This window comes from Caballeronia humi, from assembly GCF_001544475.1.
GTDB classification, from domain to species: domain Bacteria; phylum Pseudomonadota; class Gammaproteobacteria; order Burkholderiales; family Burkholderiaceae; genus Caballeronia; species Caballeronia humi.
Genome location: NZ_FCNW02000030.1, coordinates 1 through 24,631, shown reverse-complemented (window position 1 = coordinate 24,631; position 24,631 = coordinate 1). Strand labels below are relative to the sequence as shown.

Genomic DNA, 24,631 nt, shown 5'->3' with positions numbered 1-24,631 from the left:
TCCGAAGCGCCGATTAGAAGCACTCAAACAAGCACATCAGGAGACAACGCATGACCCATATCAAAGGCTTGATCGCGGCCGTCGTCACGGCTGGTATTGGATTGACGAGCGCGGCCCACGCCGCCGATGCAGGCAAGGTCGGCCTCGGCTTGCCGTTGCTGACCTCGCCGTTCTGGCAGTCGTACAACAACTACCTGCCGGTCTATGCGAAGCAGATGGGCCTCGACATCCTCGCACCCGTCAATTCGAACGGCGACCCCGTGCAGCAGATCACCGACATGAACAACCTGCTGAACCTCGGCGCGAAGGGGATCGTCGTCGGGCCGCTGGATTCGGCGGCGATCAGCCGCGCGCTGGATGCATCGACGGCGCGGGACGTGCCGGTCGTCGCCGTCGATGTCGCCCCGACGCAAGGCAAGGTCGCGATGGTCGTGCGCGCCGACAACCGCGCGTACGGATCGAAGGCGTGCGACTACATCGGCGAGAACGTGAAGTCGGGCAAGGTCGTGCAGATCATGGGCGACCTGGCGTCAGTGAACGGGCGCGACCGCTCGGAGGCGTTTCGCGCGTGCATGAAGAAATACCCGGCCTTGAGCCTGCTCGAAATCCCGGCGGCGTGGAAAGGCGATGTCGCGGCGACCGCGCTCGACAGCCTGCTGACCGCGAACCCCGACGTGAAGGCGATCTACATGCAGGCGGGTGGCGTCTATCTCTCACCGACGCTGCAAACCTTGCGCCGCAAGCAACTGCTCTTCAAGGCGGGCGATCCGAAGCACGTCGTGATCGTGAGCAACGACGGTATCCCGCAGGAATATGACGCGATCCGCCGCGGCGATATCGACGCGACGATTTCGCAGCCCGCCGACCTGTACGCGAAGTACGGCCTGTTCTACATCAAGGCGGCGCTCGCCGGACAGACCTTCAAGCCCGGCCCGACCGATCACGGCAGCAACATCGTGCAGCGCGCGCCCGGCATCCTCGAAGACCAGTTGCCCGCTCCGCTCGTGACGAAGGCGAACGTCGACGACAAATCGCTCTGGGGTAATACCGTCAAATGAGCCATCCCGTGGTGGAAGCGCGCAACCTGACGAAGCGCTTCGGTTCGACGGCGGCGCTGAACGACGTCAGCCTGCGCGTGCTGCCCGGCGAGTCGCACGCGCTCGTCGGGCGCAACGGCGCGGGGAAGTCGACGCTGGTGTCGATGCTGACCGGCCTGCGCCGCCCCGACACCGGCGAAGTGCGCTTCAACGACGAACCCGCGCCGCCGATCGCCGATCGCGACGCGTGGCGCGAACGCGTCGCGTGCGTGTACCAGCACTCGACGATCATCCGCGAGCTGTCGGTCGCGGAGAACCTGTTCATCAACCGGCAGCCGGTAAAGAGCGGCGTGATCGACTGGCGGACGATGCGCCGCGACGCCCGCGCGCTCCTCGACCACTGGAAGATCGACGTGCGCGAGGACGCGCGCGCCGGCGACCTGACCGTGGAAGCGCGCCAGCTCGTGGAAATCGCGCGGGCGCTGTCGTACGGGGCGCGCTTCATCATCCTCGACGAACCGACCGCCCAGCTCGACGGCGACGAAATCAAGCGGCTCTTCCGGCGCATCGAGGAATTGCTGCGCGAAGGCGTGACGTTTCTTTTCATCTCGCACCACTTGCAGGAGGTGTACGAGATTTGCCAGGCGGTGACGGTGTTGCGCGACGCGCGGCATATCGTCAGCGCGCCGGTCGAGGCGTTGCCGCGCGAGAAGCTGATCGAGGCGATGACGGGCGAGCAGGGCGGCCTCGCCGTCGCCGATGCCGCCGCGCGTCCGCCGCTCGCCGCCGATACGTCGGTCGCTTTGCAGGTCGAAGCGCTGGCAGGCGAGGACTACGAAGGCGTTTCGTTTCACGTGAAGCGCGGCGAAGTCGTCGGGCTGACGGGCGCGACGTCAAGCGGGCGCACGAGCGTCGCGGAGGCGATTGCCGGATTGAATGCGCAGCGCACCGGAGCGATCCGCGTCGATGGCCGCGCGCTGCCGGCCGGCGACGTGCCCGCCGCGCTGCGCTCGGGCGTCGGCTGCGTGCCGAAGGACCGGCATCGCGAGGGGCTGGTGCTGTCGCAATCGGTGGCGGAGAACGCATCGATGACGATCGCGCGCACGCTCGGGCGCTTCGGCATCGCGTCGCCGGCGAAGAAGAACGCCTTCGGGCGCCGCATGATCGACGCGCTTGGCATCAAGACGCAGGGGCCGGAGCACGCGGTGTCGGGCTTGTCGGGCGGCAATCAGCAAAAAGTCGTGATGGCGCGCGCGTTGGCGACCGATCCGGACGTGCTCGTGCTGATCGACCCGACGGCGGGCGTCGACGTGAAATCGAAGGAAGCGCTGCTCGCGGTCGTCGATCGCGTGCGGGACGAGGGCAAGGCGGTGCTCGTCGTATCGGGCGAACTCGACGATCTGCGCACGTGCGATCGCGTGCTCGTGATGTTTCGCGGCGCGATCGTCGCCGAATTTCCTGCCGGATGGCAGGACCATGAACTGATTGCATCGGTCGAAGGGGTGAGTCTCCATGAAGAATAATGTTCCGAGTCCCGCAATGGCCGGCAGCGCGCCCGCGGCGGGCGTCGGCGTGCGCGAACGGCGCGCGCGCTTCGAGTTCGCGCGATTTCGCGACCTCGCGCTTTTGCCCGCACTCGCGTTGCTGCTCGCGATCGGCGCCTTCGTCAGCCCGAGTTTTCTGACGAAGGCGAATTTGATCAGCATCCTCGGCGCCTCGGCGGCGCTCGCGCTCGTCGTGCTCGCGGAGTCGCTGATCGTCCTGACGGGCAAGTTCGATTTGTCGCTGGAATCGACGGTCGGGATTGCGCCCGCCGTCGGCGCGATGCTGGTGATGCCAGCGGCATCGGCGGGATTCGGCTTCGAATGGCCGGCGGCGGCGGGGTTGTTCGCGATTCTCGTCGTGGGCGCGGCGGTCGGCTTCGTCAACGGCTTTCTGGTCGTGCGGCTGCGGCTCAACGCGTTCATCGTGACGCTCGCGATGCTGATCGTGCTGCGCGGGATGCTCGTCGGTGCGACCAAGGGCGGCACGCTTTTCGATATGCCGCCGTCTTTCTTCACGCTCGCCACGACGCTTTTTCTCGGCCTGCCGATCTCGGTGTGGCTCGCGGCGGTCGCGTTCGGGGTCGCTGCGTTCATGCTGCGTTATCACCGGCTCGGGCGGGCGCTTTACGCGATCGGCGGCAATCCGGAGGCGGCGCGCGCGGCGGGGATTCGCGTCGAACGCATCACGTGGGGCGTGTTCGTGCTCGGCAGCGTGCTGGCTTCGCTCGGCGGGTTGATCGTGACGGGCTACGTCGGCGCGATCAACGCGAATCAGGGCAACGGGATGATCTTTACCGTTTTCGCGGCAGCAGTGATCGGCGGAATTTCGCTCGATGGCGGGAAGGGGACGATGCTTGGGGCTCTGTCGGGCGTGCTGTTGCTCGGCGTCGTGCAGAACCTGCTGACGCTCGCGCAGGTGCCGTCGTTCTGGATTCAGGCGATTTACGGCGCGATCATTCTCGGTTCGTTGATGGTGGCGCGGCTCGCTGGCGGCGAGGGGCAGGACTGACATGGACGCTTTTCAAGATACCGATGCCCGGTTGATTCTGCTGAGTCCCGAAGACAATTGTTTGATCGCCGGGGCGCGGCTTGGCGCCGGGGAAGAAGTGATGATCGAAGGCGAACTGGTCACGCTTTCTAAATCGATCGATCTGGCACATAAGGTCGCTCGGATTGCGCTTAAGGCCGACGACAAGGTTTTGCGCTACGGCGCGGTTATCGGGCACGTCACCGTGGATGTGGCCAAAGGGGAGCATTTGCATACGCATAACCTCGCCAGCGATTATTTGCCGACTTATACGCACGATGATGGGCATGAATTCGTACATCGGTAGGCTGCTGGCGTGGTGCAAACGAACCCGTCCAACTCAAGCGCAAGCGGATAACACGTGAAAACAACCCCCCCCTACCTTGAAGGCTATCTCCGCGCCGACGGCCGCAAGGGCATTCGCAATATCGTCGCGGTGGCGTATCTCGTTGAGTGCGCGCATCACGTCGCCCGGGAGATCGTCGCGCAATTTCGTCCGGCGTTCGACGGGCTCTCGGAAAAAAGCGAGACCCAACCTCCCGTCCATCTGATCGGCTTCCCCGGCTGCTACCCCAACGCCTACGCCGAAAAGATGATGGAACGCCTGACCACGCATCCCAACGTCGGCGCAGTGCTCTTCGTCTCGCTGGGCTGCGAGAGCATGAACAAGCACCATTTAGTCGAAGCCGTGCGAGCGAGCGGCCGCCCGGCACACGTCCTGACGATCCAGGAAAAAGGCGGCACGCGCAGCACGATCCAGAACGGCCTCGACTGGGTCCGTGACGCCCGCGCCCAACTCGCCACGCAATCAAAAGTGCCGATGGGGATCGATGAACTCGTCGTCGGCACGATCTGCGGCGGCTCGGACGGCACGAGCGGCATCACGGCGAATCCGGCCGTCGGCCGCGCGTTCGATGCCTTCATCGACGCCGGCGCCACCTGCATCTTCGAGGAAACGGGCGAGCTCGTCGGCTGCGAATATCACATGGAAAAGCGCGCGGCCCGGGCGGAACTCGGCGCGGAAATCGTCGCTTGCGTGGCGAAGGCGGCGCGCTACTACTCGATCCTCGGCCACGGCTCGTTTGCCGTCGGCAACGCGGACGGCGGCCTCACAACGCAGGAAGAAAAATCGCTCGGCGCCTATGCCAAAAGCGGCGCGTCGCCGATCGCCGGCATCGTCAAGCCGGGCGACATTCCGCCGACCGGCGGCCTCTACCTGCTCGACGTCGTCCCCGACGGCGAACCGCGCTTCGGCTTCCCCAACATCAGCGATAACGCGGAAATCGTCGAACTGATTGCGTGCGGCGCGCACGTCGTGCTGTTCACGACCGGGCGCGGCTCGGTCGTCGGCTCGGCGATTTCGCCCGTCATCAAGGTCTGCGCGAACCCGGCGACCTACCGCAACCTCGCCGGCGACATGGACGTCGACGCCGGCCGCATCCTCGAAGGCCGCGCGACGCTCGACGAAGTCGGCCGCGAAGTCTTCGACGTGACCGTCGCGGTGGCGGCGGGCGCGGCGTCGAAGTCGGAATCGCTCGGGCATCAGGAATTCATCCTGACTTACAAGACTTTCGAGCCAGTCGGGCCGGCATGTTTGCCGCGCGGCGCCGCGGCGCGTAATGTCGTGGAAATCGTCGAAATCGCATCGTCATGAGGGCACGCGGATGAACACCGAAACAATCGATGCCGTGACGCGCCGCCGCAAAATCGGCCGCACATCGCTGGAAGTGACGGCACTTTCGCTCGGCAGCGCGCCGCTCGGTGGGCTGTATCACGAACTGTCGGAAGAAGCGGCGCTCGCGACCGTCGATGCCGCCTGGCAAAGCGGCATCCGCTTCTTCGATACCGCCCCGCACTACGGCCATACAAAAGCGGAACACCGGCTCGGCGACGCGCTGCGCCGCTATCCGCGCGCCGATTATGTGCTGTCGACGAAAGTCGGCCGCCGCTTCGTGCCGCGCACGACGCCCTACGACGGCAGCGAAGGCTGGGCGAATCCGCTGCCGTTCGAGGCGATTTACGACTACACCTACGACGGCATCCTGCGCTCGTTCGAGGACAGCCAGCAGCGGCTCGGCATCGTCGATATCGATATCGTGTTGATCCACGACATCGGCCGCTATACGCACGGCGAGAAAAATGCGCTTTACTGGCGGCAACTGACCGACGAAGGCGGTTTCCGCGCGCTCGATGAACTGCGCAAGACGCGCGGCGTGAAGGCGGTCGGGCTAGGCGTGAACGAAGGCGCGGCGATCCTCGAAGCGATGGCCGAATTCGACATTGACTGCGCGCTTTTGGCCGGACGCTACACGCTGCTCGAACAAGCCGTGCTCGATGATTTGCTGCCCGCTTGCGAGCAACGCGGCGTCAGCATTCTGCTCGGCGGCGCGTTCAACTCGGGCATTCTCGCGCGCGGCCTCGAAGCGAAAGCCGAAGGCGATCTCAAATTCAATTACGGCGATGCGCCGAAAGAAATCGTCGAGCGGGTGGCGAAGCTCGAGCGCGTGTGCCGCGAGCATGGCGTCGCGTTGTCGAGCGCGGCCCTGCAATTTCCTTATGCGCATAAAGTTATCGCCACCGTGCTGATGGGCGCGCGCAGTGCGCACGAAGTGCAGGAAAACGCAGCGTCGTTTGCTGAGTCGCTGCCCGCCGCGCTGTGGGGAGCGCTGCGTGCGAACGGCTTGCTGCACGAAGCCGCACCGGTGCCGCGATGAAAATCGACGCGCACCAGCATTATTGGGACCCCGCGCGCGGCGACTACGGGTGGCTTACGCCGGAGTTGAGCGCCCTATATCGCGTGTTCGGGCCGGACGACCTCAAGCCTTTGCGCGAAGCGGTGAACGTCGAATGCACGGTGGCCGTCCAGGCAGCGCCGACCGTCGATGAAACGCGATACCTGCTGAAACTCGCGCGGTCGGAGGAATCGATTGCGGGCGTTGTCGGCTGGGTGCCGCTCGACGCGCCGGACGCGCCCGCGCTCATCGAAAAGCTCGCGCGCGACCCGAAGTTCAAGGGCGTGCGCCCGATGCTGCAGGACTTGCCCGACGACCGCTGGATCGAAATCGCATCGATCGAACCGGCGATCCGGAAGCTGATCGAACTCGACCTCGCGTTCGACGCGCTCGTCTTCGCCCGTCACGTTCCTTCGCTGCTCGCCTTTGCAAAGCGGTATCCCGAATTGCGGATCGTCGTCGATCACGGTGCGAAGCCGCCGATCCGCGACGGTGCCGCGGGCTGGCAGCCGTGGGCCGACGCGATCGAACAACTGGCCGCGCTGCCGCAGAAACCGTATTGCAAGCTCTCGGGACTCGTCACCGAAGCCGCGCCGAATTGCGACGAAAAGATATTGGAACCTTACGTCGAACATCTTTTGGAAAATTTCGGCGCGCAGCGCCTGATGTGGGGCAGTGATTGGCCGGTGCTGAACCTGAACGGCGGCTACGCCGGCTGGCACGATGCGGCGCGCGCGCTCTGCGTTCGCGATCCGGATCTCAAAAATACGGATGAAGAAGCCATTTTCGGCGCAAACGCCCGTGCGTTCTACCGGCTCTGAACGCGCGCCGAACCCGACATGTCTCGAAAACACTTTCCACCGGAGCTGTAGATGACACAAAGACTGGCAGGCAAAACCGTCCTGATCACCGCGGCGGGGCAGGGCATCGGCCTCGCTACTGCCGAACTGTTCGCGGCCGAAGGCGCGCGCGTGATCGCGACCGATATCCGCACCGAATCGCTGGAAGGCAAGCCGTTCGAAGTCCACAAGCTCGACGTGCTCGATGCAGAAGCGGTCAACGATCTCGCGAAGGAAACCGGCGCGCTCGATGCGCTCTTCAATTGCGCGGGCTTCGTCCACGCCGGCTCTATCCTGGAAGCAACCGAGGAAGACTGGGACCTCGCCTTCAACCTCAACGCGAAGGCAATGTACCGGACGATCAAGGCATTTCTCCCGGCGATGCTCGACAACGGCGGTGGCTCGATCATCAACATGTCGTCGGCGGCATCGAGTGTGAAGGGCGTGCCCAACCGTTTCGTGTATGGTGCGTCGAAGGCGGCCGTGATCGGGCTGACGAAGGCGATCGCCGCCGATTTCGTCACGCGCGGCATCCGCTGCAACGCGATCTGTCCGGGCACGGTCGATTCGCCGTCGTTGCAGCAGCGCATCGCGGAGCAGGCGGCGGCGCAGGGCGCGACCGTCGAGCAGATTCACGCGGCGTTCGTCGCGCGTCAGCCGATGGGGCGCGTCGGCAAGCCCGAGGAGATCGCGGCGCTGGCGCTCTATCTGGCGTCGGACGAATCGTCGTTCACGACCGGCCAGATCCATCTGATCGATGGCGGCTGGTCGAACTGAAGCGGCCGCCGGACAACCGAAACATCTTTGAAATACGAGGATCAAACCAGATGAAACTGCTTCGTTTTGGGCCGAAGGGTCAGGAAAAGCCGGGTCTTCTCGACGCCGAAGGCAAGATTCGCGATCTGTCGGGCGTCGTCGACGACATCGACGGCGCCACGCTCAGCGACGCCGGCCTCGCGAAACTGCGCGCCGTCGATGCATCGACGCTGCCGGTAGTCGACGGCACGCCGCGTATCGGACCGTGCGTCGGGCGCGTGGGCAAGTTCGTGTGCATCGGGCTGAATTACGCCGATCACGCCGCTGAATCGAATCTGCCGGTCCCGGCCGAGCCGGTAATCTTCGGCAAATGGACGAGCGCGATCTGCGGCCCGAACGACGACGTCGAAATCCCGCGCGATTCGAAGAAGACCGACTGGGAAGTCGAGCTCGGTGTGGTGATCGGCAAGGAAGCCAAGTACGTCGACGAAGCGAGCGCGCTCGACTACGTCGCGGGCTATTGCGTGATCAACGATGTCTCGGAGCGCGAGTGGCAACTTGAGCACGGCACGCAGTGGGACAAGGGCAAGGGCTTCGATACGTTCGGTCCGCTCGGGCCGTGGCTCGTCACGAAGGACGAAGTCGCCGATCCGCAGAAGCTCGACCTGTGGCTCGAAGTCGACGGCCATCGCTACCAGAACGGCAACACGCGCACGATGGTGTTCAACGTCGCGCAACTCGTGTCGTATCTGTCGAAGACGATGAGCCTGCAACCCGGCGACGTGATCTCGACCGGCACGCCCCCCGGTGTCGGCATGGGCGTGAAGCCGAATCCGGTGTTCCTGAAGGCTGGGCAGAAGATCCGCCTCGGCATCCAGGGCCTCGGCGAGCAGCAGCAGACGACGGTCGCGGCGAAGTAAGCCGCCGATGAAAGAGCCGGCCACGGCTCTTTCATTCCGTGAGTCTCGCCTCTTCCACGCATTCGGCGAAGTACTGCGCCGCCGCGCTAAATACCCGGTCTTTCCGATGCATCAGGCCGAGCGTCAAGCGGGGCAGCGAAGCGTCGATGTCGAGTCGTGCCAATGCACCGCGCTCCACGTAATCATTCAACAGCAAATCCAGCCACACACTGGTCACCCCGCGCTCACACGCCAGTTCCGCATAAAGCCGCTGCGACGTGCACACGCTGATGCGCTGCGGCCGAGCCAGTTCGCGCGCCCCGCACAGCGCTGCCCAGAACGCCGGCACGCTTTCGCGCGTGTGGTTGTAGAGCCAGTGCGCGTCGCGCAATGCAGCGAGGCGCGTTTCCTTCTGCAACGCATCGCCGGCCGGAACCGCGAGCGACTGCGTAACGCTGCCGAGCGGCGTCACGCGCAGTTCGGCGGTCACGTCGGTATCGGCGACGAAGGCCACGCATAGATCGAACGAGCCGTCGCGCAAGCCGTCGACGATCTGCGCCGGCTGGCATTCATATACGTTCAGTTGCGCGTCGGGAAAGCGCTGCCGGAACGCGCGCAGTGCCCGCGGCACGACCGCCGACGCCGCCAGCAACGACACCCCGACGGATAGCACCGGGTCCGCCGACGTCTTCATCTCCTCCAGTTCCTGCTCCGCCCGCGCGATCTCCGCGATCACGGTGCGCGCCCGCCGCACCAGCGCTTCACCGAATGGCGTGAGCCGCACGCCCGCGCCGCTGCGCACGAGCAGTTGCACGCCGAGTTGCGATTCGAGCTCCTTGATGCTCTTGGTCACGGCGGGCTGCGAGAGATTGAGCGCATCGGCGGCGGCCATCAGCGTGCCGCGCTCGGCGATCGCGACGAGCGTCTGTAATTGTCGGGTCTTCATCGGATCAGCATAAGCGTTAGCTATGGCCATGAGGAATTGGAAATTGACGCGCCGCCCGCGCCGCTAGCATGTGAGCGGCGTAAAGCATACAGGGAGGCCCATGCGCACCGGAACACTCGACACACTCGATATCGACATCGACGAACTCGTCGCCTTGCGGCGCGATATCCACGCGAACCCCGAAATCGCGTTCGACGAAGGCCGCACGAGCGAACTCGTCGCGGCGAAACTGCGCGGCTGGGGCATCGAAACACATACGGGCATCGGCAAGACCGGTGTCGTCGGCGTGCTGCGCGGCACGCGCGGCCCTGGACGCACGATCGCGCTGCGCGCCGACATGGACGCGCTGCCGATGGAAGAAGAAGGCCGGCCGCTGCACCGCTCGATGAGACAGGGCGTGTTTCACGGTTGCGGCCACGACGGCCACACGGCCGTGCTGCTCGGCGTCGCGCGGCATTTCAGCGGACGGCGCGATTTCACCGGCACGATCCTCTTGATCTTCCAGCCCGCCGAGGAAACCGGCGGCGGCGCGCTCGCGATGCTCGCAGACGGCCTGTTGTCCCGTTTCCCCTTCGACGAAATCTACGCGCTGCACAACGCGCCGCACTTCGCGCCGGGCACGTTCGGCGTGCGCGACGGCGCGATGCTCGCGTCGTGCGACGAGCTGAAGATCAGGATCGACGGCGTGGGCGGTCATGGATCGTCGCCGGAGAAGACGAAGGACCCGGTCATCGCCGCCGCGCAACTGATCTGCGCGCTGCAAACGGTGGTCAGCCGCTCGACCGACCCGAGCGCGATGGCCGTGCTGAGCATCGGCAGCGTTCACGCGGGCACGACGTCGAACGTGATTCCGTCGCACGCCGAGCTGCTCGGCACGCTGCGTACCTTCGACGAAACGATCCGCGCGCAGGCGAAGCACCGCATCGAAACGATCTGCGCCGGCATGGCGCTCACGACCGAATGCGCCATTGACGTGAGCTTTTACGGGAGCTCGCCGGCGACGATCAATCATCGCGAACAGGCGCAGGCGGCGGCGCGGGCGGCCGTCGAAGTCTTCGGCGCTGAAAACGTGCTGCGTGATTTCGCGCCGCTCAACGGCTCGGAGGATTTCTCCGAATTCCTGCTGCACAAGCCGGGCGCGTACGTGCTGCTCGGACAGGGCGGCGTGTATTGCCACCATCCCGAATTCGATTTCAACGACGACGTATTGCCCCTCGGCGTGCGTTTTTTCGTCGAGCTGGCGCTTGCGCGGCTCGCTCATCAAGGAGACACAGCGTGATGCTGAAAATCACCGGCGCACTGGCCGTTCTTGTTCTCGCTACGACCACCCACGCCGCCGATCTGCGCTTCGGCACCGACGCCGCCTACCCGCCCTACGAATACAAATTGCCCGACGGCCGCCTCGCAGGCCTCGACATCGACATCGGCAACGCGCTTTGCGCCGCTGCGAAGGTGAAGTGCGTGTGGGTCGAGAACAGCTTCGACGGCATGGTCGCGGGCCTGCAGTCGCGCAAGTTCGACGCGATCAACTCCGCGCTCGCCGCCACCGACGCGCGCCGCGCCGTGATGGACTTCACGGCGCCGCTCTATCCCGCCGACATCCGGCTCGTCGCGAAGAAGGGCGGCGGCTTGCGGCCCGATCCGAAATCGCTCTCGGGCAAGCACGTGGGCGTGTTGCAGGGCTCGGTGCAAGCGGCTTTCGCGAAGGCCAACTGGGCGAAGAACGGCGTTTCAGTCGATGAATACGCGGATCAGAACGCCGTGTACGCCGATCTCGCGAACGGCCGTCTCGACGCGACGCTCGTCCTTGGTGCGGCCGCGAAGAGCGGTTTTCTCGACAAGCCGCAAGGTGCGAATTTTGAACTGGCGGGCCCGCGCATCGACGATCCGGCGATCCGGGCGGCCGGGGCTGTCATCGGCGTGAGGAAGAACGATGCGGAAACACGCGACATGCTCGACGCCGCGCTGAAGCAGCTTCGCGACGACGGCACGATCGACAGGCTCATGCGCAAGCATCTGGTGAATTGACCTTCGAGCGCCGAAAACGACAAACCTCGCCGCGGCGAGGTTTGTCTGTGAGCTGGAAAAGCGCCGGACGGACGGGAAGGCGCCTAGCTTCAAAAATCAAGCATGGAACATCGGTTCCGGGGCACTTTCGCCGATGCGGTTGATCGTGCCCTGCGCGACCGCGACGAGCCGTTCGGCGTTGCCGTCAGTCACATAGACGTCGCACTGGCAGGTCGCCTGCGTCATGCCCGCGTGGATCACGCGCGCCCGCGCCATCAGCGTGCCCGACACCGCCGGGCGCAGATAGTTGATCTTGTATTCGCCGGTCACCACTTTCGGACCGAGCCTCAGCGCGCCCGCGAAGGTCAGCGCGTTGTCGACGAGATAACTCACCACGCCGCCGTGCACGAAACCGTGTTGCTGCCTCAGGTCGTCGCGAATCGTGAGACACAGCGTCAGAGTCGCTGAATCGACCTGCATCAGTTTCGTTCCAAGCAACGCGCTGAACGGTTGCGCGTTCAGCGCACCGCGGGCTATATCGACGATCTCGGCCATTCGGACACTCCTTTGGGTGGGTTCGGTGCCGTCCTGCAAAGACTGTAGGTAGCGTTTGTCCACACTGCAAGGAAGTTCGGTAAAAGGCGCAGAAATTCTTGCAACTTCGTTTCAGGTTTCATTCGCCAGCGCGCCGGCATCGGCAAAAACGCAAATTGCGTTCAAGCGGCGCGGCTCCATTGCCGTTAACCCGCGTGTCGCCGCTCGCACAGGGCTAATTCATGGATTCGGGTGTCAGGGATGTTCAGAAATATCAAGGTTGCATCGGGATTGCTCGCGGTACTGGTGGTGTTTTGCCTGTTTCAGGTAGTGACGGAAGGGTTGGGGTTCTGGTCGCTTTCGCGCACGCATGACGACGTCGGCAATCTGTCGAACATCGCGCTCAGGCAGGTGAACGCGGTCAACGAAACCACGCAGCATCTGATGGACGCGCGCATCAACCTGTCGCGCGCAGGCACGCGCATGGTGCGCGGTGGCGAGGAGCCGGTCGAGATCGTTCAGCATGCGCGCGACCAGCTCGCGGCCGCCGACAAATCATTCAGCGCGTTCGTCAACGCGCCGCGCACCGGCGACGAAAACCAGGCGCGCACGGCCGCGCTCCAGGAAAAGTACGCAGCGTATTCGAAGGCGCTCGGCGAACTCGTCCAGTACCTCGACGGCAACAACATTCAGGCGTTCCTCGACCAGCCGACGCAAGGCTTCCAGGACCGTTATCTCGCCGAACAGCAGAACTTCATGAAGTTCGGCGATGCCGAAAGCCGCGCCTATATCGAATCGATCGATCAGCGCTTCGTCCTGTTCCGCACCGTCGGCGCGGGCATTTTCGTGGCGCTCGTCGCGGGCATCGTGCTCGTGCATCTGGCGCTGCGCCGTGGTCTCGTCGCGCCGCTCGAGGAAGCGGGACGCCATTTCGAGCGTATCGCGCGCGGCAAGCTCGACGAGCGCATCGCCGATCGCGGCAGCAACGAGATTGGCCGCCTGTTCGCCGGCCTCGCGACGATGCAGGCGAGCGTCGCGCGCACGGTCGCGACGGTGCGCGAAACGTCGGACTCGATCAACCTCGGCGCCGATGAAATCGCCACCGGCAACGCGGATTTGTCGGCGCGCACGGAAAACCAGGCGGCATCGTTGGAAGAAACCGCGTCGAGCATGGAAGAACTGACCGCGACCGTGCGCCAGAACGCCGAGCACGCGCGCGAAGCGAACGCGCTCGCGGGCGACGCGCTCTCAGCGACTTCGCGCGGCACGGGCGTGGTGGACGACGTCGTCGAGAAGATGCGCAGCATCGCGCAGAGTTCCGACAAGATCGCGGAGATCATTTCGGTGATCGATGGTATCGCGTTCCAGACCAACATTCTTGCGCTCAACGCGGCCGTCGAAGCGGCGCGCGCGGGAGAGCAGGGACGCGGCTTCGCGGTCGTCGCGGGCGAAGTGCGCGGGCTCGCGCAACGCAGTGCGCAGTCGGCGAAGGAAATCAAGGAGCTGATCAGCGAATCGGTGTCGCAGGTCAGCGACGGCTCCGCGCTCGTCGAGCGCGCCGGGCAGACGATGCGCGAAGTGTCGTCGTCGATTTCGCGCGTCACGCAGATGATGGCGGAGATCAGCGCGTCGTCGGCGGAGCAGAGCACGGGTATCGAGCAGGTGAATCAGGCCGTCACGCAGATGGACGAGATGACGCAGCAGAACGCGGCGCTCGTCGAGGAAGCAGCGGCGGCGGCGCAGTCGCTGCACGAGCAGACGCGGCAGTTGAAGGCGGCGGTGTCGGTGTTCCAGATTTCGGATGTGGTGTTTCAGGGGGATGCGCGCGAGCCTCGCGGTGGGGCGTTTCGCGTGGGGGAACTGGCGGCGGGGTAATTTCGCTGGCTAGCTGAGGTCTGGTCGACAAGCCGTTTCGCCACGGCAAAAGCCAGCGAGTTGACGCAGTTGCTTGAGAGCAAGAAACTTCGCAAAAGAGCCGTTCCAGTCTGCAGGAACGGCTCTTCCTATTTCAGCGCGGCATAAGCCGTCGCGAGGTGATAAGGCGTGGTCGAGGGCATATCCGCGCGCGTCACGACGCCTTCCGCCGACTGGCACTCGATCCACCCGCGCGCATGCAGGAAACGCTTGCTGAAGCGTTCGATCTGCGACGGCAATGCGTCGCTGCCACGCGTCGCGAGTGCGCGCAGGTATTCGGTCTGCGCCCAGATGCGCTGCGCCGGATCGATCACGCGGCCGGTTTCATCGAGCGCCGCGAAGACGCCGCCGGTCGATGCATCCACGCCGTGCCGCTCGGCGAAATCGAATGCGCGCGCGAGGGGCTCGCGCAGGCCGGCGGCATCGAAAGCCGGGTGGCGGCTGCCTTCCACGAGGAAATACCACTCGAACTGATGGCCCGGTTCCAGCCGGTTGCCCGGTGCGCCGACCGGCAATTCCGCGATGCAACCGCTTTCCCGATGCACGAACGTCCGCGCGACATAGCGGGCCAGCGCTTCCAGCCGCTGGTCGTAGAGGGCATCGCAGGTGGCTTCGCGGGCCGCCAACCACGCTTCGGTCAGATGCATCAGCGGGTTTTGCAGCGGCGTTTCCAGCACTTCGGTGAAGTCGTCTGACAGCACCGCGTTTAATCCGCCGCCGTCTACCGCGAAACGCGCCTCGACGAGCGCCGACGTCTCGTTCACGATGTCGATGGCATCGGCGCAAGCGCTTTTGCTCGCATACTCCGCGCAGGCGAAGATGACGAAGGCATGCGTGTAAAGGTCCTTCTGACGCTCGAACGGTGCGCCGGTCGCATCGACGCTGTAGAACCAACCGCCGTTTTGCTTGTCCTGAAAATAGCGCCGCAACGATGCGAACAAAGTTTGTGCGTGGGCCAGGTCGCCCGCGTGGGCGAACACGAACAACTGGCGCGCGCAGGCCATCGCCCGGTAGCGCGCGGGAGGGAGCGGCGTGTGATCGTCCGGCGATATCGCTTCGCACGCGAGCCCGAGCGACGCGTTGAAGCCGGGGCCGCGCCAGATCGGCAACACGACGCCTGCATAGTGATCGCGCAGCGCGGCGCTGGCTGTGGCCGACGAAGCATCCGGTTTGTGGTCGTGCATACGGCGAGTTCTTTGATGGTGTGAACGTTTGGGTGGGCGGCGCGGGGCGCGCGTCCGGCGGGCGGCCCACATCGCGGGGCCAAGCATAGCAAACCCTGGGCGGCGCCTGCGGCATCTCGTCGAACCAGGGCAGAGCAGATATCTTGCATGGGACCAGAGCAAGACGCATAGGGCCAACGCCGGTCGACAAAGGAGAGCAAACATCCATGTTAGGCAATCTCGAACTCATCTCGCGGCTTGTGATGGCTGCGGCGCTTGGCAGCCTGATCGGATTCGAGCGTGAGCGGCTCTCGTGGGCGGCCGGGCTGCGCACGCACATGCTGGTGTGCGTCGGCTCGGCGCTGATCATGATCGTGTCCGCGTTCGGTTTCGCCGACGCACTGCACGGCGATCACGTCTCCCTCGATCCCTCGCGGATGGCGGCGCAAGTCGTCTCCGGTATCGGCTTTCTGGGCGCCGGGTCGATCCTGCTGCGTAACGAGATCGTGCGCGGGCTGACGACGGCGGCGAGTCTCTGGTCGGTCGCCGCGATCGGGCTGGCGGTGGGTGGCGGGCTGTACACGGCATCGATTGCGGCGACGATCATCATTCTGATCATCCTCGCGGGCATCAAACCGCTGGAGCGGCGCTTCATCTCGGTGAAGCAGCGGCGGCAGATCACGATGCTCGTCGAGCGCGGCACGCTCAGCTTTCACGCGCTGCACGAGGCGCTCGGACCCGGCAGCGTGCGCGTGAAGCAGTTCGTCGTTCAGCAGAGCGAGGACACGCCGGAGCTGGATGAGGTACAGATCGTGTTGTCGCGGGTATCGGCGCTGGAGTACAAGGCGATTTGCGACCGGCTGCGGCTCATGCAAACGGTGCGGGAGTTCAGAGAGGAGGATGTGACTTGAGGGAGCGGCAGAGCGGCCACGGACAGCGAGCCGCTGCTCGCTGCAAGCGTCGTCGATTCGCAAGCGGCAGCGGCCTTCGTGCTCCTGTTTCAGGATGAGAAGTGAAACGCCGTAGTGGGCGGTTTCGTTGGCGGCACGGCAGTGGCTGCGTTGGCGCCTGGCATCGCGAGAAGTCGGGCGTTGTTCACCGAGCGCCACGGCGCAGACGACGGCCGAGCGACGTTCGCCAAAATTCAGGAGGACAGCAAGACGCCGCGGTGGGCGGTTTTGTTGGCAGCGCGGCAGCGATTGCGACAGCGCCCGGCATCGCGAGAAGTCGGGCGTTGCTCATCGATCGCCGCGGCGCAGATGACAGCCAAACGATAATCGCCAAAACATCTGCCGAATCGCGCAGATTCCCGCCAGTCAAGGCGTTGAGCCGTGCGACAATGCCGTCTCAAAAAATACCGATCCGCATTTTCTTTCCGCGCGCCGACTTTTGCGGCCGCCGCTCGACGAACTCATGCCAGATTCCGCTGTAAAAAACGTGCCGCCGTCAGTCAAATCCGCGAGGCCGTCGCGTCGCACTGGCGATGCGTCCGCAAACTCCAGCACCGATATCGACAAGAAGCTCGCCCGCGCCGCGCGCTCGGCGCAACGGCTCGCGCAACTGTCGAGCGCGCCAGCCGGCGACACCACGCTCGATCTCTTCTCCGAGGAAACCGAGCGCGCGACCTTCCAGGCGATGAACACCGACATCCGGCAGGGCACGCTCGCCGGGTTCGAGCTGCCGGAGGTGTTCATGGCAGCGGTGCAATCGACGGCGATCAACGGCGAGGCGGGATCGGGGAAGCGGGCGGGGCGGGCGTTGACGGCTTCTGCTGCCGAAGCCCCGTGCTTCGCAATCGACCACAGCATGAGCGATGCCGCCGGGACAACACGCGGGAAAGCGGTATCGGCGGCGCGGGTGGTTAGCGCGACGAGTGCGGCGGCGGCCAAGCGTGACGGGGGCACGGCATCAGACCCGAGCGCTGCGACGCGATTTGAAGACGAAGCGGAATCGACCGCGCCAACGAGGCTAAACGCTGCCACGGTGACGGATGCAGATACAGGCTCGAACGTGCCAGAAGCGTTCTCCGCGGATTCTAAACTCAACGAAGCCGCGCCAATTGATGCCGCCGCTGCGTCGAGCGCGTCACGGGCGCTGGGCGCGACGTCGGAATCGAACGCGACAACGCAACCTGTTGCACCGGGCGCGTCACCTCACCAACAAGCAGCTTCGGCGACGAATCCCGCGTCGCGGCACGGTGCGGAAGCCGTGCCGATCGGCCCGGTGCACGCTTCGGCCGTCGTAACCGCGCGATCAACCTCGGGCGCCGATTCGTCCACCGATTCGACCCGTCAACGCCCATCTGCGGCGTCACAAAACCTCAAAGACGCACTAACACGCCCGCAAAGACGCTGCGACGGCGCAGCGTGACGCGAACGCGACACTCGTCGCCCAACCCAGCATTTCCGCGCCAGAAGCCGCTCTCGGACCCGCCCCTAAAATTTAAAAGCTCGTTGAAACAGAGAATTGTAGAAAAACTACATAAAAATGCTGCATTGCACTAGAAATCGGTAGGTAGAAACCCTATAATTCTTCTTAAGGGAAAACCCTGCACAACCAACCGGAGTCTGACATGAGCTATCTCTTCGCCCTGCTGCAAAAGTTCGCATCGCTGTTCGAATCGCCGCACCTGCCGATGGACTCGGATTACTCGTACCAAGCACGTTACCGTGAAGCAGAGCGCGCTCGCAAGGCACGCGGCACGGCTTTCGGAATTCGTCTGTGAGCTTGAAGGAAAGCGGCGCGGGACAGTAAGAAAGCATCAAAAAGGTCACTCGACCCGTTTTGCCCGCCCGCTTTCATGTAGTCCGATACGTAGTTTTTCTAGCTTTATCTTCTTTACTCGACGGCAATCCGTCGACGTCCGCTGCGAGCGCCATTCGGCGCTATTTTTTTGTCCGCTTTTCGCGAACAAGCGCCAAAGGCGTGTCACGCCGCCCTGCGCTATTCTTGGTCTCCCCGAAGCATCCAAAGCGCAAACCATGACCGACGACGTCCATTTCTACGACCCGCAAGAGGGCCACGGCCTGCGCCACGATCCGTTCAAGGCGATCGTCGCCCCGCGCCTGATCGGCTGGATCTCGAGCCGCGACGCTCACGGCCGCGTCAATCTCGCGCCGTACAGTTTTTTCGGCGCGTTCGCGAGCGTTCCGTCGATCATCGGATTTTCGAGCGAGGGTTACAAGGACAGCATCCGCAACATCGAGGCGACGGGCGAATTCGCCTGGAACCTGTCGACGCGCGAACTCGGCGAGCGCATGAACCGCACGTCGGCGCCGGTTGCGCATGATGTCGATGAATTCGAGCTTGCCGGTCTCACGAAAGCGCCCGGACGCAACGTGAGCGTGCCTCACGTGGGCGAATCGCCGGCGGCGCTCGAATGCAAGCTGCTGCAGATCGTGCGGCTGAAGAACCTCGCCGGCGAGCCGATGGACAACTGGCTTGCGCTCGGGCAAGTGGTCGGCGTGCATATCCGCAAGGAGTTCCTGAAGGACGGTCTCTTCGATACCGCCGCCGCCCGCCCGATCATGCGCGCCGGTTATCGCGGCGATTACGCGCAAATCGGCGAAATGTTCGAAATGATCCGGCCGACGTCTTAAAAACGCGGCGCTTCGGCAACCTCAAACCCGAAACACGCTTACTGCCTGCGCGAGTCGCTCCGCCTGATCGCGCAAACCGGCGGTCGAATGCTCCGCCTCGCCGACGAGCGCCGCGTTCTGCTGCGTCGCCTCGCCGATCTGCATCACGGCGATGTTGACCTGCTCGATCCCGCTCGACTGCTCGCGCGACGCCGCGCTGATCTCGCCGATGATCGCGTTCACGTGTGCCACGCGCTCGACGATGCCGTTCATCGTGCCGCTCGCTTCCTCCGCGATGCGGTAGCCGTCGGCCACCTTGCCGACCGAGTCCGCGATCAGGCTCTCGATCTCCTTCACCGCCGCCGCACTGCGCGCCGCGAGGCCGCGCACTTCCGAGGCCACCACCGCGAATCCCTTGCCGTGCTCGCCCGCGCGCGCCGCTTCGACGGCGGCGTTCAGCGCAAGAATGTTCGTCTGGAACGCGATGCCCTGAATCACCGACGTGATATCGGCGATCTTGCGCGCCGACGCGTCGATTTCGCCCATCGTCGCGACCACGCGCCCGACTGCCTCGCCGCCCTGGCGTGCCGCGTCCGATGCGGACGCGACCAGCTTGTCCGCCTGCGACGTGTTCGCCGCGTTCTGCTGCACGGTGGACGTGATTTCCTCCATGCTCGCCGCGGTTTCCTCGAGGCTGCTCGCTTGCGTGGCGATGCGCATCGAGATGTCGCTGCTGCCGGACGCGATGCGCCCGGTCGCGTCCGACATGTCCGCCGACGCGTGGCGCACGTGTGAAACGATGCGCGCGAGACCGCTCGCGATGCCGTCGATTGCGTGCATCAGGCGGCCGATATCGTCCTCGCGCGCCGAGTCGATGCGCACGGTCAAATCGCCGGCGGCGATGCGCTCGGAGGCCTTCGTGACGTCGTCGAGCGGTTGGCCGATCAGCTTGTTCACCGCGTAGAGGAGCGCGGCGACCAGCGCCCCCACGACGACAAGGCCGAGCAGCAGGAAGCGATTGCGGCTCGCGTTGACCCCCGCCAGCAGCTCGTCGCGATAGGCGACGCCGCCGATCAGCCACTGCCATTCCGGCACCGTCGCGAAGGTGATTTCCTTGGTCCCGCCGTGGACTTTCGGATCGGCGCCCGACGTGCCACCGCCGTCGAACACGATGCGCCCGCTGCCCGCATCAAGCATCTGCCTGAACGGCGCAACGCCTTCGTCGGCGGGCTGTCCTTCGCTGCCCGGATGCACGATCAGCTTGCCGCGATTCGCGCCGTTCGACGCATCGACGACGAAGTAATAACCGCTTTCGCCGATCGTCAGGTCGCGGATATTCTGCTGCAGCGTCGCGAAGGTGGCGCTCACATCGACACCGACGAAAAGCGCGCCGATCACGCGGCCGGACGCGTCGGTGACGGGTTTGTACTCGGTGATGTACTGCTTGCCGAACAGCGCCGCGATGCCGATGTACGGCTTGCCCGCCAGCACGGGCGTGTAAGCCGGGCCCTTGCGGTCGAGCAGCGTGCCGACGGCGCGCGCGCCGTCCTGCTTTTTCAGCGACGTGGTGACGCGCACGAAGTCGTCACCGGTGCGCGCGAAGACCGTCGCGATCGCGCCGCTCTTGGCGAGAAACGCGTCGGGGATCGAAAAATCGAGGTTGAGCGGCGTGCCGCCGGCGGTGAGCGTCGGCGTGGCGACTCCGCCGATATCGACGCTGCGCGTTTCGTCGAGGGCGAAATCCTGCGGCACGAAACTCGTGAAGAGCGACATGAAGCGCGCGGCTTCGGCGCTCACAGCCTTGTTGTACAGGCCGATCATCGTGGCGATCGAGCGCTCCTGGCTTTCGACGCGCGCCATTGCGTGCTCTCTGACCTGCTCGCCTGCGGAACGGGTCACGGCGATCGTGAAACTGGCGATGATGACTGCGGCGAGCGCGCACGCGAGGATGGCGAACTTCGCGCCGACGTTCGCGCGGCGTATCTTGTGAAATGGCATTGACTTGCGAATTCTGGTGGGGAAGGGGACTTTCAGCCGTGTTAACGGCACAGCGCCCCGCATCTTTACGTCCGCACGTTCGTTTCATTGTCGAAATATTTTGTCCAGACTTGCTTCAGCGCGACACGCCAAAAACCTCTTCTTTTTGTCGGCGACTGCGCGCAAACCTTTGTCGCACAAGGCTTCCTCCACTGAGACGCCTTTTGCGCCATATTCCGTTGTCGTATTTCCTCATGTGGTTGTCGCAAATAGTCGGCTAGGCGCACTTTTTTCTAGCAACTATGTATGCACGGCGCGGACGCACGTCCGCCACGCTAGGACACGCTAGGAGAGCATTCAATGAATTCCCACAAGGTCGTGGTAGAAGGGCTGTGCAAGGTGTTCGGCACCAGCCCGAAACAAGCGATCGACATGCTGGCAGGCGGCGCGACGAAGGAAGAAGTCTTTGCGCGCACCGGCCAGATCGTCGGCGTCCATAACGTGTCGTTCGAAGTGAAGGAAGGCGAGATCTTCGTGCTGATGGGCCTCTCCGGCTCCGGCAAGTCGACGCTCATTCGGCTGATCAATCGTCTCGTCGAGCCGACGGCCGGCAAGGTGCTGATCGACGGGCGCGATGTCGCCTCGGTGCCGCGCTCGGAACTCACCGCGCTGCGCCGCAAGGACATGAGCATGGTGTTCCAGTCGTTCGCGCTGATGCCGCAGCGCACCGTGCTCTCGAACGCGGCGTTCGGGCTCGAAGTGGCGGGCATCGGGCGCAAGGAACGCGAGAAGCGCGCGATGACCGTGCTCGAACAGGTCGGCTTGGCGCCCTTCGCGCAGAAGCTGCCGGCGCAGCTCTCGGGCGGGATGCAGCAGCGCGTCGGGCTGGCGCGGGCGCTGGCGGTCAACCCGTCGCTGATGATCATGGACGAGGCGTTTTCGGCGCTCGATCCGTTGAAGCGCAAGGAAATGCAGAACGTGCTGCTCGATTTGCAGCGCGAACAACAACGCACGATTCTCTTCGTATCGCACGATCTCGAAGAAGCGATGCGCATCGGCACGCGCATCGCGATCATGGAAGGCGGGCGCGTCGTGCAGATCGGCACGCCGCAGGAAATCATTACGAATCCCGCCGACGACTACGTGCAGGCGTTCTTCGACGGCATCGACACGAGCCGCTATCTCACCGCCGGCGACCTGATGCAGACCGACGCCGTGCCGCTCATGAAGCACTCGCCGCAGATCGATGCATCGTCGGTGGCGGCAACGCTCAACGGCAGCGCCGACTACGCGTTCGTGCTCGACAGCGAGCGCAAGATTCGCGGCTTCGTGTGCCGCGATGCGATGGGCAGCGCTTCGCCGCAGGTCAACCATATCGAATGCATTCACCGCACGACACCGCTCGACGATGTCGTCTCGCGCGTCGTCGCGAGCCGCGCCCCGCTGCCGGTCGTCGAGGCGGACGGGTCCTATTGTGGTTCGGTCAACAAGACGAACGTATTGCAGGTCTTAACGCGCCATCGAGGTTCCCATGTCTGAAATGATTCCACTGGGTAGTTGGGTCGATCACGGCGTCCACTACCTCCTCGATCACGACGCCAAAACGTTCGATTCCATCGGCAAGGTCATCGAGAGTTTCGCCGCCCTGGTCGAGCACGGCCTGCAAGCCATCCCGATGTGGGCGCTGATGGCGATCTTCGTCGGCATCGGCTTGTGGCGCGTCGGCTGGCGTTTCGCGTTCTTCACGCTGCTTTCGATGCTGCTCATCTACGGCACCGGTTTCTGGGACCAGATGGTGATCACGCTCGGCCTCACGCTGTCGTCCACGTTGATCAGTTTGCTGCTCGGCATTCCGCTTGGCATCTGGACGGCAAAGAGCAAGTACGTCGAGATGGCCGTGCGCCCCGTGCTCGACCTGATGCAGACGATGCCCGCTTTCGTCTACCTGATTCCGGCCGCGATGCTGTTCGGCCTCGGCCGCGTGCCCGGCATCCTGTCGACCGTGATCTTCGCGATGCCGCCGGCGGTGCGTCTTACGTCGCTCGGCATCAAGCATGTGAACCGCGAGATTGTCGAAGCGGGGCAGGCTTTTGGGTGCACGCCGTGGCAGCTGCTCTACAAGGTGCAGTTTCCGAACGCGCTGCCGTCGATCATGACGGGCGTCAACCAGACGATCATGATGGCGCTCTCGATGGTGATCATTGCGTCGATGGTCGGCGCGGGCGGTCTCGGCAACGACGTGCTTGCGAGTATTCAGCGGCTCGACATCGGGCTGGGTTTCGAAAGCGGCTTGTCGGTGGTGTTGCTCGCGATCATTCTCGACCGCATCACGGAAAGCTTCGGCCGTTCGCCGGGCATGGCACGCGCACCGCTTCTTTCGGGGCTTCGCAGCGTGATGCGGGTACGCCGGACGCCGGCTGCGCAACAGGGCTGAGCGCCGATGAAACGCGACGCGATCACACCTTTGCAGCCGAGCGATTCGCCGTTATCGAAGCTGGCGCATTTCGGCTTCCTCACGCTGCCGAATTTCTCGATGATCGCGTTCACGAGCGCGGTCGAGGTGTTGCGCATGGCGAACTACGTCGGGCGGGCGGAGCATTACCGGTGGTCGGTGATCACGCCCGACGGCGAGCCGGCGCGCGCGAGCAACGGCATCACCGTCAAGCCAACGACGACGCTCGCGAAAGCCGGCATGCCGGATGTACTGATCGTATGCGCGGGCTGGCATGTGCGCGATTACGTCGACGAGCAAGTGATCGCGATGCTGCAGGAAGTCGCAGCGCTTGGCGTGCCGCTTGGCGGGATTTGCACGGGGCCTTATGCGTTGCTTGCGGCGAATCTGCTCGATGGGTATCGGTGTACGGTGCACTGGGAGGATATGTCGCCGCTGCACAAAAGCTATCCGCATGTGCGGTTCGCGGACGAGTTGTTCGTGATCGATCGCGATCGGATGACGTGCACGGGCGGGACGGCGCCGCTCGATCTGATGCTCAATCTCGTCGGGATGCGGTTGGGGCAGGCGCATGCGGCGCAGGTGTCGGAGCAGTTCATCGTCGAGCGGATTCGCGGGTCGACGGATCATCAGCATATTCCCGTCGATGCGCGCGTGGGTTTCTCGCGTGCCGAACTGATCGAAGTCGTGCGGCTGATGGAGGCGAATATCGAAGAGCCACTATCGCTCGAGGAACTCGCGCGGCTCGTGCATTTGTCGCAAAGACATTTGCAGCGGATGTTCAAGATGTTCCTTAGTGTTTCGCCTACGCACTATTATCTGACCTTGCGGTTGCGACGTGCGCGGGAGCTGTTGCGCAATACCGATGCTTCGATCGCACGGGTGACCGCGGTTTGCGGCTTTCATTCGCCGTGTCATTTCAGTAAGGCTTATCGCGCCCAGTTTGGACATGCGCCTAGCGTTGAGAGGCGGCTCTCGGCCTAGTAGGTCCTTTAAGGCTGGCGCTTGAGGTGGGTTTGTTCAACGCCGTTTGATGCGCTTGTGCTCCGATGGAACTTGCTTTTTTAGCGGTCTATTAGCTCTGCCCCTGTCCGGGGCGGGACTCACTTTCTTTGCTGCTGCAAAGAAAGTAAGCAAAGAAAGCAGCTTTGAACCGCCAGTGCTAACGGTCCATCACTCGCTAAGAACGGATCGGCGCTGGAGAGTAAGTGTCGCCCTCACGGAGG

At 64.2% G+C, this 24,631-nt stretch carries 23 protein-coding genes; 19 read left to right on the top strand and 4 right to left on the bottom strand.

Translation table 11 applies throughout. The annotated features are described in order from the left end of the window. The first annotated feature begins 50 nt into the window (after window positions 1-50). The 9 genes from AWB65_RS22940 to AWB65_RS22900 are packed head-to-tail and all read left to right on the top strand — an operon-like array spanning window position 51 to window position 8,855. Window positions 51-1,058, top strand: coding sequence for a sugar ABC transporter substrate-binding protein (locus AWB65_RS22940; RefSeq protein ID WP_235007724.1), 1,008 nt, complete (start codon window positions 51-53; stop codon window positions 1,056-1,058). Next, window positions 1,055-2,560, top strand: coding sequence for a sugar ABC transporter ATP-binding protein (locus AWB65_RS22935; RefSeq protein ID WP_087669323.1), 1,506 nt, complete (start codon window positions 1,055-1,057; stop codon window positions 2,558-2,560). Before AWB65_RS22940 ends, AWB65_RS22935 begins: the two co-directional genes overlap by 4 nt. Beyond that, on the top strand, window positions 2,550-3,590 hold the full coding sequence (locus AWB65_RS22930) for an ABC transporter permease (protein WP_087669322.1): 1,041 nt from the start codon (window positions 2,550-2,552) through the stop codon (window positions 3,588-3,590). The genes AWB65_RS22935 and AWB65_RS22930 overlap by 11 nt, the downstream gene beginning before the upstream one ends. A 1-nt stretch (window position 3,591) precedes the next feature. Continuing rightward, a complete protein-coding gene (locus AWB65_RS22925; protein WP_087669321.1) occupies window positions 3,592-3,915 on the top strand; it encodes a UxaA family hydrolase in 324 nt (107 codons plus the stop codon). A gap of 54 nt (window positions 3,916-3,969) precedes the next feature. Then, complete coding sequence (locus tag AWB65_RS22920) at window positions 3,970-5,262, top strand: UxaA family hydrolase (protein WP_087669320.1); 1,293 nt, start codon at window positions 3,970-3,972, stop codon at window positions 5,260-5,262. A gap of 10 nt (window positions 5,263-5,272) precedes the next feature. Then, window positions 5,273-6,322 (top strand): aldo/keto reductase, encoded by a 1,050-nt coding sequence (locus AWB65_RS22915; protein WP_087669319.1) that lies wholly within the window; start codon window positions 5,273-5,275, stop codon window positions 6,320-6,322. Continuing rightward, window positions 6,319-7,161, top strand: a complete 843-nt coding sequence (locus tag AWB65_RS22910; protein ID WP_087669318.1) for an amidohydrolase family protein — start codon at window positions 6,319-6,321, stop codon at window positions 7,159-7,161. Before AWB65_RS22915 ends, AWB65_RS22910 begins: the two co-directional genes overlap by 4 nt. 51 nt (window positions 7,162-7,212) lie before the next feature. Continuing rightward, window positions 7,213-7,956 carry an SDR family oxidoreductase gene (locus tag AWB65_RS22905; protein ID WP_087669317.1) on the top strand — a complete coding sequence of 248 codons (744 nt, stop codon included), beginning with the start codon at window positions 7,213-7,215 and terminating at the stop codon, window positions 7,954-7,956. Between the two features lie 50 nt (window positions 7,957-8,006). Next, window positions 8,007-8,855, top strand: a complete 849-nt coding sequence (locus AWB65_RS22900; RefSeq protein ID WP_087669316.1) for an ureidoglycolate lyase — start codon at window positions 8,007-8,009, stop codon at window positions 8,853-8,855. 31 nt (window positions 8,856-8,886) lie between these two features. Here the strand turns inward: AWB65_RS22900 and AWB65_RS22895 are convergent, their stop codons facing one another. Then, window positions 8,887-9,780 carry a LysR family transcriptional regulator gene (locus tag AWB65_RS22895; protein ID WP_159907750.1) on the bottom strand — a complete coding sequence of 298 codons (894 nt, stop codon included), beginning with the start codon at window positions 9,778-9,780 and terminating at the stop codon, window positions 8,887-8,889. Between the two features lie 100 nt (window positions 9,781-9,880). Between AWB65_RS22895 and AWB65_RS22890 the strand changes: the two genes are divergently transcribed. Both AWB65_RS22890 and AWB65_RS22885 read left to right on the top strand, forming a co-directional pair. Continuing rightward, complete coding sequence (locus AWB65_RS22890) at window positions 9,881-11,059, top strand: amidohydrolase (protein ID WP_087669314.1); 1,179 nt, start codon at window positions 9,881-9,883, stop codon at window positions 11,057-11,059. Beyond that, window positions 11,059-11,808, top strand: coding sequence for a transporter substrate-binding domain-containing protein (locus tag AWB65_RS22885; RefSeq protein ID WP_087669313.1), 750 nt, complete (start codon window positions 11,059-11,061; stop codon window positions 11,806-11,808). Before AWB65_RS22890 ends, AWB65_RS22885 begins: the two co-directional genes overlap by 1 nt. A 96-nt stretch (window positions 11,809-11,904) precedes the next feature. Here the strand turns inward: AWB65_RS22885 and AWB65_RS22880 are convergent, their stop codons facing one another. Then, entirely contained in the window at window positions 11,905-12,342 is a 438-nt protein-coding gene (locus tag AWB65_RS22880) for a PaaI family thioesterase (protein WP_087669312.1), read from the bottom strand. Window positions 12,343-12,582: 240 nt separating this feature from the next. On the opposite strand from AWB65_RS22880, the gene AWB65_RS22875 reads away from it, so the two are divergent. Then, window positions 12,583-14,196: a methyl-accepting chemotaxis protein gene (locus AWB65_RS22875; protein WP_087669311.1), complete on the top strand. Its 1,614-nt coding sequence runs from the start codon at window positions 12,583-12,585 to the stop codon at window positions 14,194-14,196. Window positions 14,197-14,324: 128 nt separating this feature from the next. Here AWB65_RS22875 and AWB65_RS22870 read toward each other — a convergent pair whose 3' ends face one another. Next, complete coding sequence (locus AWB65_RS22870) at window positions 14,325-15,419, bottom strand: AGE family epimerase/isomerase (RefSeq protein ID WP_087669310.1); 1,095 nt, start codon at window positions 15,417-15,419, stop codon at window positions 14,325-14,327. 206 nt (window positions 15,420-15,625) lie between these two features. Between AWB65_RS22870 and AWB65_RS22865 the strand changes: the two genes are divergently transcribed. From AWB65_RS22865 to AWB65_RS22855, 4 genes are all read left to right on the top strand, one after another. Continuing rightward, window positions 15,626-16,309 carry an MgtC/SapB family protein gene (locus AWB65_RS22865; RefSeq protein WP_087669309.1) on the top strand — a complete coding sequence of 228 codons (684 nt, stop codon included), beginning with the start codon at window positions 15,626-15,628 and terminating at the stop codon, window positions 16,307-16,309. A 502-nt stretch (window positions 16,310-16,811) separates the two neighbouring features. Further along, on the top strand, window positions 16,812-17,768 hold the full coding sequence (locus AWB65_RS36690) for a hypothetical protein (protein WP_200821771.1): 957 nt from the start codon (window positions 16,812-16,814) through the stop codon (window positions 17,766-17,768). 202 nt (window positions 17,769-17,970) lie between these two features. Further along, entirely contained in the window at window positions 17,971-18,123 is a 153-nt protein-coding gene (locus AWB65_RS36685; protein ID WP_181505659.1) for a hypothetical protein, read from the top strand. Window positions 18,124-18,379: 256 nt separating this feature from the next. Next, complete coding sequence (locus tag AWB65_RS22855) at window positions 18,380-18,997, top strand: flavin reductase family protein (RefSeq protein WP_087669308.1); 618 nt, start codon at window positions 18,380-18,382, stop codon at window positions 18,995-18,997. Between the two features lie 21 nt (window positions 18,998-19,018). Here AWB65_RS22855 and AWB65_RS22850 read toward each other — a convergent pair whose 3' ends face one another. Beyond that, window positions 19,019-20,974 (bottom strand): methyl-accepting chemotaxis protein, encoded by a 1,956-nt coding sequence (locus AWB65_RS22850; RefSeq protein WP_087669307.1) that lies wholly within the window; start codon window positions 20,972-20,974, stop codon window positions 19,019-19,021. 339 nt (window positions 20,975-21,313) lie between these two features. Between AWB65_RS22850 and AWB65_RS22845 the strand changes: the two genes are divergently transcribed. From AWB65_RS22845 to AWB65_RS22835, 3 genes are read left to right on the top strand one after another with little or no spacing between them, the layout of a single operon-like run. Beyond that, window positions 21,314-22,492 carry a quaternary amine ABC transporter ATP-binding protein gene (locus tag AWB65_RS22845; RefSeq protein WP_087669306.1) on the top strand — a complete coding sequence of 393 codons (1,179 nt, stop codon included), beginning with the start codon at window positions 21,314-21,316 and terminating at the stop codon, window positions 22,490-22,492. Continuing rightward, window positions 22,485-23,387, top strand: a complete 903-nt coding sequence (gene choW, locus AWB65_RS22840) for a choline ABC transporter permease subunit (protein WP_087669305.1) — start codon at window positions 22,485-22,487, stop codon at window positions 23,385-23,387. The genes AWB65_RS22845 and choW overlap by 8 nt, the downstream gene beginning before the upstream one ends. A gap of 6 nt (window positions 23,388-23,393) precedes the next feature. Beyond that, the gene (locus AWB65_RS22835; RefSeq protein ID WP_087669304.1) at window positions 23,394-24,389 is read left to right on the top strand and encodes a GlxA family transcriptional regulator; all 996 of its coding nucleotides are present in this window, start codon (window positions 23,394-23,396) and stop codon (window positions 24,387-24,389) included. Window positions 24,390-24,631: the final 242 nt, after the last annotated feature.

Coding starts and splice junctions, on each gene's coding strand:
- AWB65_RS22850 (WP_087669307.1), bottom strand. CDS start 20,974: ATGCCATTTCACAAGATACGCCGCGCGAACGTCGGCGCGAAGTTCGCC.
- AWB65_RS36685 (WP_181505659.1), top strand. CDS start 17,971: ATGAGCTATCTCTTCGCCCTGCTGCAAAAGTTCGCATCGCTGTTCGAA.
- AWB65_RS22875 (WP_087669311.1), top strand. CDS start 12,583: ATGTTCAGAAATATCAAGGTTGCATCGGGATTGCTCGCGGTACTGGTG.
- AWB65_RS22855 (WP_087669308.1), top strand. CDS start 18,380: ATGACCGACGACGTCCATTTCTACGACCCGCAAGAGGGCCACGGCCTG.
- AWB65_RS22910 (WP_087669318.1), top strand. CDS start 6,319: ATGAAAATCGACGCGCACCAGCATTATTGGGACCCCGCGCGCGGCGAC.
- AWB65_RS22845 (WP_087669306.1), top strand. CDS start 21,314: ATGAATTCCCACAAGGTCGTGGTAGAAGGGCTGTGCAAGGTGTTCGGC.
- AWB65_RS36690 (WP_200821771.1), top strand. CDS start 16,812: ATGCCAGATTCCGCTGTAAAAAACGTGCCGCCGTCAGTCAAATCCGCG.
- AWB65_RS22865 (WP_087669309.1), top strand. CDS start 15,626: ATGTTAGGCAATCTCGAACTCATCTCGCGGCTTGTGATGGCTGCGGCG.
- AWB65_RS22835 (WP_087669304.1), top strand. CDS start 23,394: ATGAAACGCGACGCGATCACACCTTTGCAGCCGAGCGATTCGCCGTTA.
- AWB65_RS22940 (WP_235007724.1), top strand. CDS start 51: ATGACCCATATCAAAGGCTTGATCGCGGCCGTCGTCACGGCTGGTATT.
- choW (WP_087669305.1), top strand. CDS start 22,485: ATGTCTGAAATGATTCCACTGGGTAGTTGGGTCGATCACGGCGTCCAC.
- AWB65_RS22900 (WP_087669316.1), top strand. CDS start 8,007: ATGAAACTGCTTCGTTTTGGGCCGAAGGGTCAGGAAAAGCCGGGTCTT.
- AWB65_RS22890 (WP_087669314.1), top strand. CDS start 9,881: ATGCGCACCGGAACACTCGACACACTCGATATCGACATCGACGAACTC.
- AWB65_RS22925 (WP_087669321.1), top strand. CDS start 3,592: ATGGACGCTTTTCAAGATACCGATGCCCGGTTGATTCTGCTGAGTCCC.
- AWB65_RS22905 (WP_087669317.1), top strand. CDS start 7,213: ATGACACAAAGACTGGCAGGCAAAACCGTCCTGATCACCGCGGCGGGG.
- AWB65_RS22885 (WP_087669313.1), top strand. CDS start 11,059: ATGCTGAAAATCACCGGCGCACTGGCCGTTCTTGTTCTCGCTACGACC.
- AWB65_RS22930 (WP_087669322.1), top strand. CDS start 2,550: ATGAAGAATAATGTTCCGAGTCCCGCAATGGCCGGCAGCGCGCCCGCG.
- AWB65_RS22880 (WP_087669312.1), bottom strand. CDS start 12,342: ATGGCCGAGATCGTCGATATAGCCCGCGGTGCGCTGAACGCGCAACCG.
- AWB65_RS22870 (WP_087669310.1), bottom strand. CDS start 15,419: ATGCACGACCACAAACCGGATGCTTCGTCGGCCACAGCCAGCGCCGCG.
- AWB65_RS22915 (WP_087669319.1), top strand. CDS start 5,273: ATGAACACCGAAACAATCGATGCCGTGACGCGCCGCCGCAAAATCGGC.
- AWB65_RS22935 (WP_087669323.1), top strand. CDS start 1,055: ATGAGCCATCCCGTGGTGGAAGCGCGCAACCTGACGAAGCGCTTCGGT.
- AWB65_RS22895 (WP_159907750.1), bottom strand. CDS start 9,780: ATGAAGACCCGACAATTACAGACGCTCGTCGCGATCGCCGAGCGCGGC.